General features: G+C 70.7%; 14 protein-coding genes. 6 read left to right on the top strand and 8 right to left on the bottom strand.

The window, feature by feature from the left end; all coding sequences use genetic code 11:
- Nucleotides 1-469 precede the first annotated feature (469 nt).
- The 6 genes from ACZ7OY_RS01365 to ACZ7OY_RS01340 all read left to right on the top strand — a co-directional run bounded on the left by ACZ7OY_RS01365 (nt 470) and on the right by ACZ7OY_RS01340 (nt 10853).
- On the top strand, nt 470-3853 hold the full coding sequence (locus tag ACZ7OY_RS01365) for an ALF repeat-containing protein (RefSeq protein ID WP_471909483.1): 3384 nt from the start codon (nt 470-472) through the stop codon (nt 3851-3853).
- 291 nt (nt 3854-4144) lie between these two features.
- Nucleotides 4145-5980: a DNA/RNA non-specific endonuclease gene (locus tag ACZ7OY_RS01360; protein ID WP_471909482.1), complete on the top strand. Its 1836-nt coding sequence runs from the start codon at nt 4145-4147 to the stop codon at nt 5978-5980.
- A gap of 32 nt (nt 5981-6012) precedes the next feature.
- Nucleotides 6013-7059 (top strand): hypothetical protein, encoded by a 1047-nt coding sequence (locus tag ACZ7OY_RS01355; protein ID WP_471909481.1) that lies wholly within the window; start codon nt 6013-6015, stop codon nt 7057-7059.
- 169 nt (nt 7060-7228) lie between these two features.
- Entirely contained in the window at nt 7229-7450 is a 222-nt protein-coding gene (locus ACZ7OY_RS01350; protein ID WP_471909480.1) for a DUF397 domain-containing protein, read from the top strand.
- An 84-nt stretch (nt 7451-7534) separates the two neighbouring features.
- Nucleotides 7535-9832: an ArnT family glycosyltransferase gene (locus ACZ7OY_RS01345; RefSeq protein WP_471909479.1), complete on the top strand. Its 2298-nt coding sequence runs from the start codon at nt 7535-7537 to the stop codon at nt 9830-9832.
- A 217-nt stretch (nt 9833-10049) separates the two neighbouring features.
- The gene (locus tag ACZ7OY_RS01340; RefSeq protein WP_471909478.1) at nt 10050-10853 is read left to right on the top strand and encodes an endonuclease I family protein; all 804 of its coding nucleotides are present in this window, start codon (nt 10050-10052) and stop codon (nt 10851-10853) included.
- A gap of 67 nt (nt 10854-10920) precedes the next feature.
- Here ACZ7OY_RS01340 and ACZ7OY_RS01335 read toward each other — a convergent pair whose 3' ends face one another.
- The 8 genes from ACZ7OY_RS01335 to ACZ7OY_RS01300 all read right to left on the bottom strand — a co-directional run bounded on the left by ACZ7OY_RS01335 (nt 10921) and on the right by ACZ7OY_RS01300 (nt 19527).
- Nucleotides 10921-11577, bottom strand: a complete 657-nt coding sequence (locus tag ACZ7OY_RS01335) for a DinB family protein (RefSeq protein WP_471909477.1) — start codon at nt 11575-11577, stop codon at nt 10921-10923.
- 72 nt (nt 11578-11649) lie between these two features.
- Nucleotides 11650-12432: an ABC transporter permease gene (locus tag ACZ7OY_RS01330; RefSeq protein ID WP_471909476.1), complete on the bottom strand. Its 783-nt coding sequence runs from the start codon at nt 12430-12432 to the stop codon at nt 11650-11652.
- The gene (locus ACZ7OY_RS01325) at nt 12429-13526 is read right to left on the bottom strand and encodes an ATP-binding cassette domain-containing protein (RefSeq protein WP_471909475.1); all 1098 of its coding nucleotides are present in this window, start codon (nt 13524-13526) and stop codon (nt 12429-12431) included. Before ACZ7OY_RS01325 ends, ACZ7OY_RS01330 begins: the two co-directional genes overlap by 4 nt.
- A 133-nt stretch (nt 13527-13659) precedes the next feature.
- Nucleotides 13660-14517: a DUF4097 family beta strand repeat-containing protein gene (locus ACZ7OY_RS01320; RefSeq protein ID WP_471909474.1), complete on the bottom strand. Its 858-nt coding sequence runs from the start codon at nt 14515-14517 to the stop codon at nt 13660-13662.
- An 81-nt stretch (nt 14518-14598) separates the two neighbouring features.
- Nucleotides 14599-15138 (bottom strand): hypothetical protein, encoded by a 540-nt coding sequence (locus ACZ7OY_RS01315; protein WP_471909473.1) that lies wholly within the window; start codon nt 15136-15138, stop codon nt 14599-14601.
- Between the two features lie 215 nt (nt 15139-15353).
- Nucleotides 15354-17039 (bottom strand): thiamine pyrophosphate-binding protein, encoded by a 1686-nt coding sequence (locus tag ACZ7OY_RS01310; RefSeq protein ID WP_471909472.1) that lies wholly within the window; start codon nt 17037-17039, stop codon nt 15354-15356.
- Complete coding sequence (gene speB / locus ACZ7OY_RS01305) at nt 17036-18001, bottom strand: agmatinase (RefSeq protein ID WP_471909471.1); 966 nt, start codon at nt 17999-18001, stop codon at nt 17036-17038. The genes ACZ7OY_RS01310 and speB overlap by 4 nt, the downstream gene beginning before the upstream one ends.
- 53 nt (nt 18002-18054) lie before the next feature.
- Nucleotides 18055-19527, bottom strand: a complete 1473-nt coding sequence (locus ACZ7OY_RS01300; protein ID WP_471909470.1) for a sodium:solute symporter family protein — start codon at nt 19525-19527, stop codon at nt 18055-18057.
- Nucleotides 19528-19664: the final 137 nt, after the last annotated feature.

The raw sequence follows: 19664 nt of genomic DNA, 5'->3' as shown, positions 1-19664 counted from the left end.
GCCTGCCGCCACAGCGTCAAGAATCCGCACAGCAAGTCGATTTCCTCGCCACCATTGCGCCATGTCCCCTCAGCGCGCTCCGCGCCTCAAGCGGAATGACAGGCCTGCGGGGCGCCCCTCATATCGATGGGTTTCACAGCTACTTCACAAAGGCCCGGCCGACTTCTCGCCGCGAGGGCTGCAGAGCTGCATGGAATTCGCGAACGCAACCAGGGCGACACGGGCATGAAACGTCGACCAACCGTCACCACCTGCTGTAACGCGTGATCTTGATGACACGTCAGGTGTGGCGTTCGCCACCTCGAAGGGTTGCATGGAAGGAGTGACCCGGTTTTTTAACTCTGCTCTCCCTGTGGCGAGTTGGTAGGGTCGCCGTCATTCACTGACGTTTCCACGTATCCCGTGCCGGATCCTGCCCGCGCGCTTTCAGCGGTGCTCATCCCACTTCTCACGCGAGGAAATTCCCCTTATGCAGACAGCTTTCTGGAGCCGACGCCGCGTGCTCGGCGCGCTCGCCGCCGCGACCGCCGTCGCGGCCACCCCTTCGGTCCTGATACCGGCCACCGCCGCCGCCACCGAAGGCACCGCACCCGAACCGGTGCCGCTGCCGGACACCGAGCGCGCCAAGGTCGTCAGGGCGTGGCTGACCGGCGGCAAGGGCGTCAAGGCCGCCGCCGCCGTGGCCCTCTACGGGTCGGACGCCGACATCCAGACCTTCCTCGCCGAGACGCTGCCGAGGCAGACCGTGGACGACAACCGGGTCGCGATCGTCCGCAGCCTGGACCGTGCCGGCAAGGGCCTGCGCCGGGAGGCCGTCGCCGCCCTCGAGAACGGCGACGCCGCGATCGCCGCTTTCCTGCAGCAAGGCTTCAAGCCGGCCATCCTCGAAGACCTCCAGGTCGCCACCACCACCGTCTCGTCCACCGGCGGCAAGGCGGTGGTGCGCAGCGCCAACACCGCCCTCAACACCGGCACCAATCCGGCTCTCACCGCCTTCCTCACCGACAGCCAGTACGACTCGCGCCTGGAGGACACCCGGGTCCAGGTCAGCGCCATGCTGGTGACCGCCGGCCCGGAGGTGCAGAAGTACGCGAGCCGTGCGCTCGACGGCGCCGCGGGCGACGTGCAGTGGTTCATCGAGACCGGCCAGCACATCGCGCGCTCCCGTGACCAGGAGTCGGCGACCATCGAGGAGCTGGTGGCCCTCGTCGAGCGCGAGGGCAAGCTCGCCGAACAGGAGACCAACCTGGCCGTGGAGGCCTCGGCCCGCGCCTCGACCGCCGCCGGGAAGGCCAAGGAAGCCGCCGAGAAGGCCGCTGCCGAGGCGACCGCCGCCCAGAACGACGTGCAGAAGTCGGGGGCGGCGGCCCGCAAGGCGGCGAGCGCGGCGAAGGGCGCGGCGGACGCCGCACGCAACGCCATCAACGCCTCCAACGCCGCGGTGAATGCCTCCCGCCGCGCCTCCTGGGCGGCCACCGGCGCCGCTCAGGCCGCATCCAAGGCGGGCAGCGCCGCGGCCGCCGCCTACAAGGCCGCGATCGCCGCCTCCAAGGACGCGACCAAGACGGCGGCGGCCAAGGACGCCGCGGTCGCCGCCAGGAACGCGGCGGCCAAGGCCCGCAGCGCCGCCAAGGCCGCCGACAAGGCCGCCATCGCCGGCGATGCGTCCGCGACCGCCGGCAGTGCCGCCGCCTCCGCCGCACGCAACGCGGCCGCCGCCGCCACGGCCGCCGCCCAGGCCGCCGTCGCCGCCGGTGTCGCCCAGGCGGAGGCCGCCGAGGCCAAGCGTCAGGCCGCGATCGCCACCGCTGCCGCCAACCGTGCCACCAACGCGGCGTCCGCCGCACAGGCCCTGGCCGGCACTGCCGCCGCCGCGGCCCGCACCGCCCGCGACGCCGCCAACTCCGCCGCCGACCACGCCGACAATGCGGCGGCCGCGGCCGAGGAGGCCGTGAAGTACGCGGGCCAGGCCATCGACTACGCCAACAAGTCGACCGCGCACGCCGATGCGGCCGTGAAGGCCGCGAACGTCGCCACCAAGGCCGTCTCCGACGCCGTCACGGTGGAGCAGAACGCCCGCGCCGCCGAGGCCCAGACCCTTGAGCAGGACAAGCAGCAGGCGATGGAGGAGGCACAGCTGCTCGCCTCCGTCGAGGCGGACGAGCTGTCCGACACCCGCGACAAGCGGCTCCTGGCTGAACGCACCACCCAGGACATCAAGGACCTCACCTCCAGGGCCGAACAGGCTCTGTACTCCGGCGACATGGAAGTCGCCGCGACCGTGGGCCGCAAGGCCGCGATCGGCCTGCTCGAGGCCCGGGGCGCCTGGACCCGGCAGGCCGCCCAGCACGCCCTGGCGGGCTCCGACGACGACATCTTCGCCTGGATCGACCTCGACCGGGCCCTCGCCGAGGCCCAGGACGACCGCGAGACCGCTCTCCATGTGGCGACGGTCGCCGCACCGGCGATCGCCCAGGCCGCGCAGGTCGCCCTTGCGAGTTCCACCTCCACGGCCGTCGGCGACTTCCTCACCATCGGCATAAAAAAGGCCTCCGACGAGGAGCTGCGCGTCGCGATCGGCAAGATCCTCAAGGATGGCGCGGGCAAGGCCGTCACCAAGGCCGCCAACGACGCACTCGACAAGAACACCACCGAATCCCTCAACTACTTCTTCGACGAGGCCTACCCGCTGGCGCAGGAGGAGGACGACAAGGTCCTCGCCGGCCAGCTCATCTCCACCGGTGGCGCCTTCACCCAGGCCTACGCCGAGGTCGCCCTCGAGGGCCCGGCGTGGATGCTCCGCAACTTCATCTCCGTGGTGCAGTTCCAGACGGCCCAGCTCGATTACGACACCGCCACCCATGTAGCCGCGATCCGCGGTGCGATCGCCGCCGCCTCGAAGATCGCCTACCAGGCGCAGCAGAACGCGCAGCTCGCGTCGAAGGCCGCCGCTGACGCCCGTAACGACGCCGCCAAGGCCCAGGAGTGGGCCGACAAGGCGCTCGACTCGTCCAAGAAGGCCGACAGTTACGCGGACGAGGCACGAGCGAACGCGGACGCCGCCGACAAGTCGGCCGCTGACGCCCAGGCTTCCGCCGACAAGGCGAAGGCGGCCGCCGCGACCGCCCGTGGCGCGGCGCGTACAGCCAACTACTCGGCCAACAAGGCGATCGACTCGGCGCGTGCCGCCCTCAAGTCCTCCGCTGACGCCCAGACTTCGGCCAACGCCGCCCGTGCCGCCAAGCTCGCCGCGCAGGCGGACGCGAAGGAGGCCGCCGCCGCGTACTCCGACGCCAAGCGGATCGCCGCCGAGAAGCACCAGGCCGAATTGGCCATCGCGGCCAAGCTGGCCGCCGAGAGGGCCAAGGCGGACCGCGACGCCAAGAAAGACCCCGCCGCCAACGACCGGAACAACCAGGTCAACCCCAACGGCACCAAGGACTCCGCCGACTCCGACGAGTGGTGGAACGACGCCCAGTGGTACGCCGACGCGGCCAACGTGGTGAGCATCGGTGCCGGCTTCCTGGCCGCCGGCTGCACTCTCGCAGGCTTCGTCTTCCCGCCCGCCTTCGTCGCGGCCGGCTTCTTCGCCGAGGTCTCCGTGGGCGCGAGCGCCATCAGCACTGTCTTCACCGGCATTGAACACGGCTTCACCAGCAGCGAGTTCGGTTGGTCCGCCGCAAGTACCGGCCTGAGCCTGGTCACCTTCGGTGCGAGCAAGGCACTGGGCGCGGCTGTCAAGCCCGCCAGCACTCTCGTCAAGCCCGTCGTGGGCCGGATCGCGGGCGTTGCCGAGGACGGGGTCTCCGCCATCACCAAGGGACTCAGCGATGTCTTCGGACTGGCCGCCTGACGAGCGCGTCCCTTTCGTCCGGCCCTGACGCGGTAGAGCGCAGGCCACCCGTCGCTGCCCTTCGGGGGGCACTGCATGTCCGGTGCCCCCCTTCCTCCCTGCCACCAAGACAAAGAATCAAGGAAGAGAGATCTGACTTACATGCACGACATACGCCCCAGAGGCACGGCCCGAATACGGGCCCGGTCGACCGTACTGGCCGTACTGACCGCGGTGACGCTGGGACTCACCACGGCGGGTACGGCCACGGCACAGCAGACCGCGGACGCGAAGCCGCGGCAGGTGGGGAGGGTGGACCTGACGAACCGGACCGCCGCTCCGGCCCCCGCCACCGCCACCAGCGCCTTCCCCAAGCAGTCCGGGGAACACTGTGAGGCTACGAAGGCAGGCTCGAAGGAGCGCAGGGCGGGCGCCGTCGAGGCGTGTGTGAGCACCAGCCCCGCCCCGGCCGCGCGCACCACGGCACAGCCGCAGAGCCTTGCCGCCACTTCCGCCGCCCCCACTGCCGCTGCCGCTTCTGCCGCTGCCGCCAGTTGCTCCGTCACCCCCGGCAACTACTCCTACGAGCGCTTCAGTTACTGCGTGAGTGGGATAAACGTCCTCTACCTCCTGCGCGACAGCAACGGCGGGGAGCTCGGGCGCGCCACCCTGACGGTCTCCACCAGTGCGTCACTGCCCGCGAGCGGCACGACGTGGAGCGAGCAGGTCACCGTGACGATGACCGCCGCGCAAGGCGAGGTCGTCGCCCTCAGCGCCAAGTTCCGTGCCGCCTGCGGGACCGGCTGCACGGCGACGAAGACCGCGCCCTGGTACGTCAGCGACCTGGTCGAGGGACAGTCCCTCACCGGCACCGTCACGTACTCCTCGTCCCCCGCGGCGGGCGCCGTCGCGCAGTTCCTCACCTCGTACAAGATGTACGTGACCTCCCCGGGCGCCACGGCCATCGACCCGAACGCCTCGTGGGACAACCCGCGCAAGATCCGCTGCGACAACGCGGTCGGGGGCACCTCGACGGCGGGCTGTGTCATCCCCTCGATCATGCCCGTCGTGCCGATGAGCGCGCAGGGTTCGGAACCGGGTGGCGCGGTGGCCGCCTATCAGTGGGCCCAGCAGAACCTCGCCGACGGCTGGGGGAAGAACAAGCCGCTGACCAGGAAGAAGAGCGGTGCGGCCGACCGCACGGATCGCACGTGCGGAAGCGCAGCTACGGAGCCTTTCGAGGCGAATCTGGACCTCGTCGATAACGATACCTGTGGCGAATTCCCCTTCGCAGAGGCCGAGGAAGGAGGTATCGACGGCGCTCGGTGCGTCGAGGTGATTCCCAATCTCGGCAATGGTGGATGGGACACCTACGTGCTGGGCGACAGTTTGGAGCTGGATCCCAACCAGCCATGCGTGCGTGCCCATGTCCCGCTTGCTGACAAGCAGTTCGCCGACGCGAAGCTCACCGAGGGGTTCGAGAACCAGCGCGTCATCGACGCCGAGCAGTTCCAGGTGAAGTTCACAACGCCGACCGCCCACCCGCAGGCGCCCTGCCTGCAGCGCACGCCGGCCGGTTCGTTTCCTGCAGGCGACGGATGGATCAAGAACGCCACCGAACCGGTCGCCCACAGGAACAAGACCACCACCCCACTCGGCCCGGCCGGTACGCGGCCCCTCTTGGCGCAAGCTTGCCTGGGAAAGAACCTTCGTGAAGGCAAGGAAGCCGGGGGCAACCCCACAGGCTGGGAGGACGCGAAGCTGTTCAACCAACAGAACCCGCCCGTAGTCGATCAAGCTCGGTGCCACCTGATCGCGAAGATCCTCGGTGGACCGGGCAAGGTTCGGGACGGCGGTCAGGACAACCTCGTTCCTTGCTGGCAAGTCGGTATGAATACCGGTACGCCCAGCATGCGAACCTACGAGGCCGAGGCTCAGGACATGGTGAAAAGCGCCACCTTCGGGGCGGATGACGCGATCTTCTATGAGGTGACACCCATCTACCGAGACGCGACCAGCACGATCCCAGTGGGGGTCACGATGAGCGCTAACATCGAGCGGGTGGACGGAACGACGGAGGTCCTGTTCCCCAACGTCTACGTCCCCAATACCCAGGCGAACACCGGGTTGCTCAACCTCGGTAACTGATCTCAGCAGGATTTATGCCATCGGGAGCCGGAATGAGTCGTACCACCCCGCCGCGGCCACTCGACGTGACCGCACTCTTCCCTCAGCTGGCCCCGCTGGCCCGCACGGCAACCCGGTTGCATCCCCGCCCCGGTACGCCGTCAATGCACGACAGTTCCGTCGGCGGGCCGCTCCTGTGGCCCGCCGACGAGCCGTGGCCGCACTGCGAGGGGCCGCACGACAGTCGTGCAGCAAAAGTGATGCACTCTCCGGACGACATCAGGCTCCTGCGTCGCAATCGCACAGCAGCAGCCGAGCGGCAACTCCGCGATGCCCAGGCACCCGCGGTCACACCCGAGGAACTGGAGATCGAGCAGCGGCTCAGCGAGGGCCGCCCGTGGTTCGACGGCCCGATTCCCATGCTTCCCGTGGCCCAACTGTACGTACGCGACATCCCCTTGCTGCGCCCACCCGGACAGACCGGCGCCGATCTTCTCCAGGTCCTGTGGTGCCCCTTCGACCACCCGGCGCACCCCAGGACCGCGCTGTACTGGCGTTCCGCCGCCACAATCACCGACGCACTCGACGCACCACCAGAGCCGCCTGTGGTCCAGTTCCCCGGCTATCTTCCGGAGCCGTGCCTGTTGGAACCGGAGCAGGTCACCGAGTACCCCAACGTTATGGAGTTGAGCGAGGAGCTGCAGCAACAGCTGGAGGACTGGAACAGGTGGGAGGCGGCCGGAGCCGCAGTGGACAGCTCGTACGAGGTCGCCCCGGAGGAGTTCTACGGGGATACGCTGTCCCACGCTCCCGGCTGGAAGGTCGGAGGCTGGACCCGTTGGGGCCTCACCGACCCCAAGCCCCGGCTCTGCCCCGAATGCGGCACCGAGGCGGATCCGCTGCTGACCATCGCCACCACCGAATGGGGGGCCGACACCGACAATTGGGCCCCCGAGGCGGACCAGGCCAACCCCACTGCGATACTTCCCGGCTATCCCCCGGCGAACTTCACCATGATCGACATCGCGCGCGGCTACGACCTGCAACTCCACGCCTGTCCAGTGTCCCCGCACCATCCCCACATCGAACTGGTCCAGTGAGCAGGCCCGACGCCCAAGCACCGGGACGCCTACCCCATGGGCAGGCTCCATGACGCCCCATCAGTGGTCCAAGACCTGCAACATCGCTACGATTTCGCGCTGGTCAACGCACTGCCGCTCAAGGAATCTCTGGCGCTACTCAGGGCAACAGCGAGGGACTACGAGCGCCATGACTGACCGAGCCATCTCGAACGCGACAGCGCTGGAAGGCTGGCGAAAGTCCTCGTACAGCAATGATCAGGGTGGCAGTTGCCTGGAGGTGCTGGACCGGTACTCGGCCGGCATCCCCGTCCGTGATTCCAAGGTCCCGCACGGTCCCGCACTGGTCTTCGGACCGGCCGCCTGGTCACCGTTCGTGTCCGCTCTCAAGGTCGGGTTCGCCTCCGCCTGATCCGGTGAAGCGCAGCGCCTCTCTCACAGGCTGCGCCCAGCTTCGCCACAGTCGGCACCCATCGGGTGTCTGCATGGTGCAGTGGTGACATCTGCCACCGATCCACTCCCCCAGCCCACCGTGACCCCCGACCCGTCGCCGCCGGTCACGCCACCGGCGCCGCCGCTGGAGGCGCCGCGCTGGTCGCTCCCCGCGTTGATCGCCATCCTGGTGCTGGCGGGCGTGCTCTACTCCTGGAACCTCTCCGGCTCCGGCCTGAACAGCTTCTACAGCTCCGCCGTGTTCAGCGGCACGCAGAGCTGGAAGGCGTGGTTCTTCGGCTCGCTGGACGCGGGCAACTTCATGACCGTGGACAAGCCGCCGCTCGCGCTGATGGTGATGGGCCTGTCCTGCCGGATCCTCGGTTTCGGGACCTGGCAGATGATGCTGCCGATGATCCTGGTCGCGCTGGCGACCATCTGGATCCTGCACGCCTCGGTGAAGCGGGTGTGGGGCCACGGCGCCGCGGCCGTCGCCGCCCTGGTGCTCGCGCTGACCCCGATCACGGTCGCCATCAACCGGGACAACAACCCCGACACCCTGCTGGTGTTCCTCATGGTGGCGGGCGCGGCCCTGGCCCTGCGGGCCACCACGAACGGCCGGCTGCTGCCGCTGCTCGGCTCGGCCGCCTGCTTCGGTCTCGCGTTCAACACGAAGATGCTCCAGGGCTACATCGCGCTGCCCGCCGTCTTCGCGGTCTACCTCTACGCGGCCACCCCGAAGCTCGTGAAGCGGATCGTGAACCTGCTGCTCGCGGGTGTGGTGCTGGCCGTCTCCAGCTTCTGGTGGGCTACGGCCGTCTCCCTCGTGCCCGCCGACGACCGGCCGTACATCGGCGGTTCGACGGACGGCACCGCCTGGGACCTGATCATGGGCTACAACGGCCTCGGCCGGGTCCTCGGCGGCGAGGGCAACGGCGGGGGTGGCGGAGGTGGGGGCGGCGGCTTCTCCGGCACCTCGGGCCTGGGCCGACTGTTCAACGACATCCTGGGCGGCCAGATCTCCTGGCTGATCCCGTTCGCGGCCGTCGCCCTCGTCGGCGGGCTGGTGCTGTGCGGGCGTGCCCCGCGCACCGACCTCACCCGCGCCGCGCTGGTGCTGTGGGGCGGCTGGACGCTGCTGCACTATCTGACCTTCGCCATGGCCGAGGGCACCATGCACCCGTACTACACGACCGCGGTCGCCCCCGGCATCGCGGTGCTGTGCGGGGGCGGCGGCGCCATGCTGCTGCGTGCCCTGCGCGGCGGCGACGCGCGCTGGTCGTGGGTGCTGCCCGCCGGGCTCGCGGTCACCGGAATCTGGGCGGTCGTGCTGCTGCGCCGGGCCACCGACTGGAACGGCTGGCTGTGGCCCCTCGTCGCGGTGGTCATGGCGCTGGCGGTGGTGGGCCTGGTCCTGTTCCGCACCGGCCGGCGCGCCCGGCTGCTGGCCGCGTCCGTGGCCGCCGCGGTCGTGGCGGGCCTCGCGGGTCCGACGGCGTACGCGGTCTCCGTACCGGCGAGCTCCGGTGGCGGCGGCATGGGCGGCACAAACCCGACCGCCGGTCCCTCGACCGGCAACGGATTCGGCGGCGGAGGTATGGGCGGCGGCATGGGCGGCTTCGGCGGCGGCCCCGGCGGCGGCGAACTGCCCGGCGGGACCGGGCAGGGCAACCAGGAAGCCGGCGGGGCGAACGGTGAACTGCCCGGCGGCGCCCCTGAGGGTGGCGGGAACGGCGGATTCCCGGGTGGCGGCGAAGGCGGCGGCGAGGGTGGCGGCGAAGGCGGTCAGGCCGGTGGCTTCCCCGGCGGCTTCCCCAATGGCGAGAACGGTACGTTTCCCGGCGGCACGGCCCCGAACGGCTCGGGCGGGCAGCCCGGCGGCGGCATGGGCGGCGGGCCGGGCGGCGGCACCAGCAGTGAGCTGATCGCGTACCTGGAGAAGCACCAGGACGGCGCCAAGTGGCTGCTCGCGGTGTCCGACTCGCAGTCCGCAGGGCAGCTGATCCTGAGCACCCACAAGCCCGTCATCTCCATGTTCGGCTTCACCGGCAGCGACAACGGCATGACGGTCGCCAAGCTCGAGGAGCTGGTGAAGAAGGGCGAGCTGCACTACATCCAGATCGGTGGCGGAGGTATGGGCGGCGGCATGGGCGGCGGCAACAGCGCCAGTTCGGCCGTCACCGCCTGGGTGCAGAAGCATGCGACCGCGGTGAAGGAGAGCGAGTACAGCAAGACGGCGAGCACCGGGTCGGACTCGGAGTCCGGCTCCGGATCCGACTCCGCATCCGACGCCGACTCCGGTGCGCAGAACGGCCAGTCGTCCTCGACGCTCTACCGGCTGGACCCCTCGGACGTCGGCTGACCCCGTACCGTTCCACACCCCAACGGCCCCTGGACCCCGGCGGATCCCAGGGGCCGTTTCAGCCATTCCTCCACCACGGCCATCAACTCGCGTAGACAAAACCCGACTTGCCCGTCCCCGCCACTTGATAGACATGTCAACTTCATTGCCACGTCTACATGTCCATGCCATCCTCCCGGTTGCCGCCTTCAATCAACCCGCGTAGATGGGACCCCACATGCTGGCGACACACCTGCACCGATGGAAGTCGGTGGCCCTCACCACCGCCGCCGTCCTGGTCGGACTGACCGCTCCCGCGCTCACCGCGTCCCCCGCCGCGGCGACCACCACCGCGTACGACTCGACGTACTACAAGAACGCGGTCGGAAAGACCGGTACCAGCCTGAAGTCCGCACTGCACACGATCATCAGCAGCCAGAGCAAGATCTCCTACTCCGCGGTCTGGGACGCGCTCAAGGTCACCGACCAGGACCCGAACAACACCAGCAACGTGCTCCTGCTGTACAGCGGTGTCTCGCGCAGCAAGTCCCTCAACGGCGGCGACGTCGGCGACTGGAACCGCGAGCACACCTGGGCCAAGTCGCACGGGGACTTCGGCGAGGTCACCGGTCCCGGCACCGACCTGCACCACCTGCGGGCCGCCGACGTCCAGGTCAACAGCACCCGCGGCAACCTGGACTTCGACAACGGCGGCAGCGCGGTCACCAACGGCGGCGGCAGCAAGGTCGACTCCGACTCCTTCGAGCCGCGCGCCGCCGACAAGGGCGACGTGGCCCGCATGATCCTCTACATGGCCGTGCGCTACGACGGTGGCGACGGCTTCGCCGACCTGGAGCCCAACGAGAAGGTGAACAACGGGAGCAACCCGTACATGGGCAAGCTCTCGGTGCTCAAGGCCTGGAACGAGGCGGACCCGCCGAGCGCCTTCGAGGAGCGGCGCAACCAGGTCATCTACGACACCTACCAGCACAACCGCAACCCGTTCATCGACCACCCGGAGTGGGTCGAGGCGATCTGGTAGTCCGCGCGCACTGCACGTCGAGCCGGCCGCCCCGGGTGGGGTGACCGGCTCGACGGCGTACGGGGATTCAGGCGTCCGGCGTGACGGGGGCCCCGTACCAGCGCCAGCGCGTCAGCCGCGCGTGCCCCTCGAGCTCTCCCCGGCCGGTGGTCCACAGCAGGGTGGCCCACCCGTCGGTGCCGGTCGGGGCGTGCGGGAAGAGGCGGGCCAGGACCCGGTCGCAGAGGTCTGCGTCCGGATGCCACGCGACACCGAGTCCGGAAGCGACGTCGTACAGATGAACCAGGGTCTCCACGACCCCCATGGCGGCGAAGCCCTCGGGATCGGCGGCGCCGAAGACGTGGTGCGCCCGGACGGTCGGCGCCGTGGTGCGCACCATGGCCGCCAGCAGGGCCCCGCTCGCCTCCAGCACCTGCACCAGTCCGGCCGGTCCCGCGGCGCGGTCCGCGAAGACGACGTTCGCCGGGCCGCCGGGCCGCCTGGCGCTCCACACGAAGGGGACCTCCCGGTCCGACGGCGGCCGCTCGGGGCCCAGTTGGGCGGCGTAGGCGAACAGGTCGTCGGCGAGGTGCTCCACCGTCTCCCAGCAACTCCACTCCAGCGAACCGGCCTTGGCGTCCCAGTCGGCCGCCTCCGCCGCCCGCAGGACATCGGCCGCCAGTCGGACGGCGGTGGTTACGTCGTCGGCGGTGACGGGAGCGGAGGTGCGGCGCGCTTCGGGCATGACGGGACCGTATCAACGGCTCGTCCCCGCCCGGAACGAGGGCGGGGACGAGGGCGAGGGTGCCACCGGCGCTCAGCGCTTGGTGTTGCTGTTGAAGAGCGAGCGGGACCAGAAATAGCCGACCAGGGTGATGCCGACGCACCAGGCGAGCGAGATCCAGCCGGCGTTGCCGATCGCCGAGCCGGAGAGCAGACCGCGCAGGGTCTCGGTCATCGGCGTGAAGGGCTGGTACTCGGCGAACCAGCGCAGGCCCGGGGACATGGACTGGGCCGGTACGAAGGCGGAGCCGAGGAACGGCAGGAACTGGACGAGCAGCGGCTTGTTGCTCGCGGACTCGACGGTCTTGGAGATCAGGCCGAGCGCCGTGGACAGCCACGTCACCGCGAAGGCGATGGCCGTGAGAAGGCCGGCCGCGGCCAGCCACTCCAGCGGGGTGGCCCCGGACCGGAAGCCGACGGCGAGCGCGACGCCGACGACCAGCACGGCGCTCAGCATCGTCTGGATGACGCTGCCGACGACGTGTCCCGTCATGAACGACGAACGCGTGATGTTCATGGTGCGGAAGCGGTTGATGATGCCCTCGGTCATGTCGGAGCAGACCGCGATCGAGGTGGACATCGAACCGGCGGCCACGCCCATGACGATGATGCCGGGGGTCAGATAGTTCAGATACGCGTCCCGGCCGCCGCCCATCCCCGCGCCGATCGAGTCGCCGAAGGCGTACACGAACAGCAGCAGCATCAGGATGGGTGTCATGGCGGCGCCGAAGCCCACGGCCGGATAGCGGATCGCGTGCTTCAGGTTCCGCCGCAGCATCGTCATCGAGTCGTGCACGGCGTAGGTGAGGGTGCTCATCGCCGGGTCTCCTTCACGTGGAGCGCAGAGTCGGGGTCGGTGCCGGAGCCGGAGCCGGTGCCGAGGTCGGTGCCCGTGCCGGTGCCGAGGTCGGTGCCCGTGCCGGTGCCGAGGTCGGTGCCCGTGCCGCCGTCGCCGGTCAGGGCGAGGAAGACGTCGTCGAGGTCGGGGGTGTGCACGGAGAGGTCGGCGGCGGCGACCCCGGCCGCGTCGAGCCGGTCGAGCAGGGCGCGCAGCGCGTCGAGGCCGCCGTCGCCCGCGACGCGCAGGGCGAGCTCCTCGTCGTCGCGGACCGCGCCCGGGAAGGCTGCGACGGCGCGCTCGTACTCGTCGGGGCCGGTGAACCGCAGGCGGACGTGGCTGCCGGGGATCTGCGCCTTGAGCTCGGCGGCGGTGCCCTCGGCGACGATCCGGCCGCCGTCGAGCACCGCGATCCGGTCCGCCAGCTGGTCGGCCTCCTCCAGGTACTGCGTGGTGAGGAAGACCGTGACTCCGCCCGCGACCAGCGAGCGCACCGTCTCCCACATGGTGCGGCGGCTGCGCGGGTCGAGACCGGTCGTCGGCTCGTCCAGGAAGATCACCTCCGGGTTTCCGACCAGGGTCATGGCGAGGTCGAGCCGACGCCGCATCCCGCCGGAGAAGGTGGCGGCGCGCTTGTGCGCGACGTCCGCGATGCCGAACCGCTCCAGCAGCTCCGCGGCCCGTCTGCGTCCCTCGCGCTTGCCGAGGCGCAGCAGGTCGGCCATGAGGAGCAGGTTCTCCTCGGCGGTGAGCAGGTCGTCGAGCGCGGCGAACTGCCCGGTGACGCCGATCGCGGCCCGCACGCCGTCCGGCGACGCGGCGACGTCGTGGCCCGCGACCTGGGCCTGTCCGCCGTCGGCGGCGACGAGCGTGGACAGGATCTGCACGGTGGTGGTCTTGCCGGCGCCGTTCGGCCCGAGCAGCGCGAACACCGTGCCGGCCGGGATCCGCAGATCGATGCCGTCCAGGACGGTCTTGTCGCCGTACGACTTGCGCAGCCCGATGGCGGAGACGGCGGCGGGCGGCTGCCCTCCGTCAGGCTGTCCGGGCACCGGTTTTCTAGACATGGGCATGACAGAAAAAGGCATGGGGTCCTCCCCCTCGAAGGCGTGCGAGGCGCGCGAAGACGTGCGAAGGCATATGAAGGCGCATGAAGGCGCACGAAGCGGTGCGGTGGCCTCGGCCGTACGCGGCCGAGGGGGCGGGTCAGGACCGGGCGCGGCGGATGTCGATGTTGCCGTAGCGGGTACGGGCCCTGACCTCGACCGTGTCCTCGGACTCGGCCGGGCCCTCGGACGCGGTGAGCACGTTGTGCACCTGGCCGGAGCCCGAGCCGGCGTCGATCCAGGCGGCCGTGCCCTCGCGGATGCCGATGTCGATGGCGCCGTAGGAGGTCTCCAGCTGGACGGTGCCGCGGGCGACGTCCTCGATGCGCAGGGTGCCGTGGGCGGTGGTGGCGGTGACCGAGCCCTCGGCGCGCCCGACGAGGATGTCGCCGTTGGCGCCGCTGACCCGCAGATCGCCTTGGACCTCGCCGACCGTCGTGCCGCCGTGCGAGTTCTTCAGGACGGCCTGGCCCTCGACGGTGCCGACGCGCAGGCTGCCGGAGCTGGTGGTGATCTCGGCGGAGCCCCGCACGTGGTCCACGGTGATGCTGCCGTGGGACGCGGTCAGGTGCAGCTGCCCGGTGGCTTCGAGGCGGACGTCGCCCGCCGAGGTCTTCACCCGGACCTCGCCGAGGCGGCCCTCGCCGTGCACGTGGGTCCAGGCGCCGGCCACCTCCACCCGCGAGTCCGTGGGCAGTTCGACCGTCACGTCGGCGACGCCGGTGGGTCCGACGGCCCAGCGCCCCTTCGGCGTCCTGACGGTCAGCAGGCCGTTCGCGTAGCGCACCTCGGTCTGCTCGGCGGCCCGTACGTCCCGGTCCTTCTTGGGGTCGCGCGGCTGGACGTCGACGAGCGTGTCGAGCCGGTCGCCGGCGATGAAGCGGATGGATCCGGCGTCCACCTGGGCGGTGACCGAGATCGGTTCGGGGGTGTGGAAAGGGGCGTCGAAAGAAGGCATGGCTGTCCCGTCCTCTTGAGTCCTCGTGGCGTCCCTGCAGGTGGGACGTGGTGTGGGTGGTGCGGGGCGGGCGGGGCGCGGCTAGCGCACCCAGCCCGTGAAGCTCTGCCCGACGGTGCGGGTGGCAGTGGTGGCGCGGGGCTTCCCGGTCGCGGGCGACGCGGTGCCGCCGTCGACCGCGGCCGAGACGGCCCGGACCAGCCACGCGTTGACCGACAGGCCCTCGCGGCCGGCGGCCTCCTCGGCGCGCGCCTTGAGATGCGCGGGCAGGCGCAGGTTGACCCGGGCGGTGCCGCCCTCGTCGGCGTCGGCGGGTGCCGGGGCCGGTGCGGCGAGCGGCTCGGCGGGCCCGCTCCTGTCGTCGTACGGCTCGTCGCGCGGCGGGGGTGTCACCACGAAGTCGGGGTCGAGTCCGCGCAGGCGTACGTCGACCGAGCCGGGGGCGAGATCGCGGGTGATCTCGTCCATCGCGGCGGAGAGCACGTTGAGCATGGTCAGGCGGGTCGCCGACTCCAGGGGGGCGGTGAGCCGCTCGGCCAGCTCGCGAGCTTCGTCGCCGCCGGCCTCGGCGGCCACCGCGAGTTCACGGCGGAGGGAGTCGACATACGGCGTGAGGTCCATGACGCCATCATGGCACCACTGTGGCGCCACAGGCAACCCCACAAAAGAAAAGTGGGTGCACCTGGGTGCACCCACTGGGCCTGACCTGCTAAAACGTGCCGACATCAAGAGGTGTCAGCGCGACACCACGGGGAGCCTCGATCCTGTTTGGCACCTCCGGTGGCGCCATGTGACACCACCGGCGCCACCAGTGGCACCACCCGCTGTACGCCACCTCAGTCCAGGTGCGTCGGCGCGAACATCCGCAGCAGGGCCGGGAGGACGACCACCGACGGTCCCGGTGCCGCCAGCGCCTTCGTCAGGTCCGTCTCCAGCGCCTCGGGGCTGGTACGGATGCCCGGGACCCCGAACGACTCGGCCAGCGCCACATAGTCCGGGCGGCTCAGCTCGGTCGCCGTGGCCTGCCCGAAGGTGTCGGTCATGTACTCGCGCAGGATGCCGTAACCGCCGTCGTCGACGATCAGCCAGGTGACGTTCAGGTCGTACTGGCGGGCGGTGGCCAGCTCGGCGATCGAGTACAGGGCGCCGCCGTCGCCCGAGACCGCGAGGACCGGGCGGGACGGATCGGCGGCGGCCGCGCCGAGCGCCGCCGGGAAGCCGTAGCCGAGGCCGCCCGCGCCCTGCGCGGAGTGCATGGCGTTGGGCGCCTTCGCGTCGAAGGCCGACCAGGCCCAGTAGGCGAGGATCGTCATGTCCCAGAAGGACGGGGAGCCGTCCGGCAGGGCCCGGCGGACCGACCCCAGCACCTGCTGCTCCAGGGTGAGTTCCTGGGCGTCGATGCGCTCGGCGACCTTGGCGAGCAGGGTGCTCACCCGCTCCCGGGCGCTCGCGTCCGCCCGCTCCGGCACCGTCTCCAGCAGTGCCTGCAACGCCATACGGGCGTCCGCGTGGATGCCGAGCGCGGGATGGTTGGACTCCAGCTTGCCGAGGTCCGCCTCGATCTGGATCACCCGGCCGCGCGGCGCGAACGTGTGGTAGTTGGAGGAGAGTTCACCCAGACCCGAGCCCACCACCAGCAGGACGTCCGCGTCCTCCAGGAGGTCCGTGGTGTGCCGGTCCTCCAGCCAGGACTGGAGGGACAGCGGGTGGTTCCAGGGAAAGGCGCCCTTGCCGCCGAAGGTGGTGACCACGGGCGCGTTCAGCCTCTCGGCCAGCTGCCTCAGCTTTCCGGAGGCGTCCGCCCGGACCACTCCACCGCCCGCGATGATCGCCGGACGCTGTGCGCGGGCGAGCAGATCGGCCGCCACGGCGGTCAATTCGGGCCGCGGAAGCAGTTCCTCGGGCGCCGCGTCGACGGCGGTGACCACCGGCAGGGAGGTCTCGGCCAGCAGCACGTCCTGCGGGATCTCCACCCACACCGGACCGTGCGGGGCGCTCAGCGCGGACTTCCAGGCCGCCGCGATCGCGGACGGGATCTGCGAGGCGGCGCGGACCGTGTGCACGGACTTGACGACGCCCCGGAACGAGGCCGCCTGGTCGGGCAGTTCGTGCAGATAGCCGTGGCGGCCGCCGCCGAGCCCCGCGGTGGGGATCTGGCTGCTGATCGCGAGGATCGGAGCGGAGGCCGAGGCCGCCTCCTGGAGCGCGGCGAGCGAGGTCAGCGCGCCGGGGCCGGTGGACAGCAGCAGGGGGGCCGCCTCACCGGTGACCCGGCCGTACGCGTCCGCCGCGAACCCGGCGTTGTTCTCCACCCGCAGGCCGATGTAGCGCAGGTCCGAGCGGCGCAGCGCGTCGAACATGCCGAGGGCGTGCTGGCCGGGCAGACCGAAGACGGTGGTCGCGCCGAGCCCGGCCAGCGTCTCCACGACCAGGTCTCCGCCGATGCGGCCGGGGGGCGGGTTGAGCGCCGCCTCCGTCTGGGCGGGCGTCGGACGGAGTTCGAGGTCGTGGTCGTGGGTCACTTCGCTCGGGCCTCGGCAATCTGGCGGGACATGATCGTGGTCAGTTCGTAGGCGGTGTGGGACGCGGCCACCGAGGTGATCTCGGCGTGGTCGTAGGCGGGCGCCACCTCGACGACGTCCGCCGAGACGAGGTGGCAGGAGGCCAGGCCGCGCAGGATCTCCAGCAGCTCGCGGGAGGTCATGCCGCCGGCCTCGGGGGTGCCGGTGCCGGGGGCGTGCGCCGGGTCGAGGCAGTCGATGTCGATGGAGATGTACAGCGGACGGTCGCCGATGCGCTGACGGAGCTGGTCGGCGACCTCGTCGGCGCCGCGCCGGTAGACGTCCGCGGAGGTGACGATGCCGAAGCCGAGCTTCTCGTCGTCGGTGAGGTCCTTCTTCCCGTACAGCGGGCCGCGGATGCCGACGTGGGAGAGCGCCTCGGTGTCGAGGATGCCCTCCTCGACGGCCCGCCGGAACGGGGTGCCGTGGGTGTACTCGGCACCGAAGTAGGTGTCCCAGGTGTCCAGGTGGGCGTCGAAGTGGAGCAGCGCGACCGGGCCGTGCTTCTTGGCCACGGAGCGCAGCAGCGGCAGCGCGATGGTGTGGTCGCCGCCGAGGGTCATCAGCCGGGCGCCGGTGCCGAGCAGGTCGTCCGCCGCGGCCTCGATGGTGTCCACGGCCTCGTTGATGTCGAAGGGGTTGACGGCGATGTCACCGGCGTCCGCCACCTGGGCGAGCGCGAAGGGAGAGGCGTCCTGCGCCGGGTTGTAGGGGCGCAGGAGCCTGCTCGCCTCGCGGATGGCGTTGCCGCCGAAACGGGCGCCGGGCCGGTAGGAGACGCCCGCGTCGAACGGCACGCCCACGACGGCGACGTCGGCGGTGCCGACCTCGTCCAGGCGGGGCAGCCGGGCGAAGGTCGCGGGACCGGCGTACCGCGGTATGCGGGAGGAGTCGACGGGTCCGCGGGGCGTCTCACTGCTCATGCAACTGCCTTCTTTCCTACGCGTCGCCGCGTATGGGCTGCTTGTTCCCGACTTTACTGGGAGACCGGGACCGGCTCGGGCGTGGCTTCGGCGGTCCGGCCGGCCAGCCGCTCGCGCCAGGCGGCGAGCACGCTCGCGTCGGTCGCCGGGGTGGCCAGGGAGACCACCAGGTAGGCGGCCAGCGAGGCCAGCAGGCCGTAGTAGACGGGCTCGTTGGCGAGGATGCCGTAGGTCGCCATCAGGCCGATCACGGCGAGGCCGCCGACCACGACCGAGGCCAGGGCGCCCTGCACGGTGCCGCGCTTCCACAGCAGTCCGCCGAGGATGGGCACCAGCAGTCCGCCGACGAGCAGGTTGTACGCCACGGTCAGCGCCTCGACCACGTTGTTCAGGGCGATGGCGGTGCCGATGACGACGACTCCCATGATCAGGATGAACGCGCGGTTGCCCTTGACCTCGTCGTGCGCGTCCCCGTCGTGCGCGGCCGCCCCGCCGAGACTGCCGCGCAGCCGCGCCCAGATGTCGTTGTTGGCGACGGTGGCGCAGGCGATGAGGGCGCCGGAGGAGGTCGACATCACGGCGGCGAGCGCGGCGGCCAGCACCAGGCCCCGGACGCCGACGGGCAGTTCGTGCTTGACGATGGTCGCGAAGGCGTCGTCCGGGCTGGCCAGCTTCGGGTAGAGGACCTTGGCGGCCGTGCCGATGACGGCGCCGGCGAGGGCGTACGCCAGGCAGTAGGTGCCGGCGACGGTGCCGCCCCACTTCGCCGTCCGGTCGTTACGGGCGGTGAAGACGCGCTGCCAGATGTCCTGGCCGATCAGCATGCCGAAGGTGTAGATCAGCACGTAGGTGAAGATGGTCTCGCCGCCGATGCCCAGCGGGTCGAAGTAGGTGGTGGGCAGCTTGGCCTTCATCTCGCCGAAGCCGCCGGCCCTGATCACCGCGATGGGCAGCAGCAGGAGCAGCACGCCGATCGTCTTCACCACGAACTGCACCATGTCGGTGATCGTGATCGACCACATGCCGCCGAGCGTCGAGTACGCGACGACGATCGAGCCGCCGAGGACGATCGCGAGGGTCCGGTTCATGTCGAACAGGACGTCGAAGATCGTGGCGTAGGCGATGGTCGAGGTGACGGCGAGCATGAGGGTGTACGCCCACATGACCAGGCCCGAGATGACGCCCGCCCGGCCGCCGTAGCGCAGGTCCAGCATCTCGGAGACGGTGTAGACCTTCAGCCGGGCGATACGGGCGGAGAAGAAGACGGACAGGGCCAGGAGTCCGAGGCCGATGGTGAAGACCATCCAGGCGCCGGAGAGTCCGTACTGGTAGCCCAGCCCGACCCCGCCGATGGTGGACGCGCCGCCGAGCACGATGGCGGCCATGGTGCCGGAGTACATGGCGGGGCCGAGACGGCGGCCCGCCACGAGGAAGTCGCTCTTGGACTTGGCGCGGCGCATGCCCCACCAGCCCATGGCCAGCATGCCGGCCAGATAGACGACGATCACTGTGTAGTCGACGGCCATGCGGGGCCCTCCTTCGCGCTTCGCTCGGTGGCGTGTCGTGCAGGTACGGGGGACGGCCGGCTGCGCTGCGCGGGGACATACGCCGGTACCCGCGGCTGCCGGTCGGGACTGACACTAGGTGGCCGGAAAGCGACGGC

This window comes from Streptomyces sp. NPDC107559 (assembly GCF_055657365.1).
This window is presented reverse-complemented; position numbering and strand designations above follow the sequence as displayed.

Bases quoted from the DNA above. Each gene is read 5' to 3' on its own strand.
- ACZ7OY_RS01340 (WP_471909478.1), top strand. From the start codon at position 10,050: ATGCTGGCGACACACCTGCACCGATGGAAGTCGGTGGCCCTCACCACC.
- ACZ7OY_RS01330 (WP_471909476.1), bottom strand. From the start codon at position 12,432: ATGAGCACCCTCACCTACGCCGTGCACGACTCGATGACGATGCTGCGG.
- ACZ7OY_RS01300 (WP_471909470.1), bottom strand. From the start codon at position 19,527: ATGGCCGTCGACTACACAGTGATCGTCGTCTATCTGGCCGGCATGCTG.
- ACZ7OY_RS01355 (WP_471909481.1), top strand. From the start codon at position 6,013: ATGAGTCGTACCACCCCGCCGCGGCCACTCGACGTGACCGCACTCTTC.
- ACZ7OY_RS01365 (WP_471909483.1), top strand. From the start codon at position 470: ATGCAGACAGCTTTCTGGAGCCGACGCCGCGTGCTCGGCGCGCTCGCC.
- ACZ7OY_RS01350 (WP_471909480.1), top strand. From the start codon at position 7,229: ATGACTGACCGAGCCATCTCGAACGCGACAGCGCTGGAAGGCTGGCGA.
- ACZ7OY_RS01320 (WP_471909474.1), bottom strand. From the start codon at position 14,517: ATGCCTTCTTTCGACGCCCCTTTCCACACCCCCGAACCGATCTCGGTC.
- speB (WP_471909471.1), bottom strand. From the start codon at position 18,001: ATGAGCAGTGAGACGCCCCGCGGACCCGTCGACTCCTCCCGCATACCG.
- ACZ7OY_RS01315 (WP_471909473.1), bottom strand. From the start codon at position 15,138: ATGGACCTCACGCCGTATGTCGACTCCCTCCGCCGTGAACTCGCGGTG.
- ACZ7OY_RS01335 (WP_471909477.1), bottom strand. From the start codon at position 11,577: ATGCCCGAAGCGCGCCGCACCTCCGCTCCCGTCACCGCCGACGACGTA.
- ACZ7OY_RS01325 (WP_471909475.1), bottom strand. From the start codon at position 13,526: ATGCCCATGTCTAGAAAACCGGTGCCCGGACAGCCTGACGGAGGGCAG.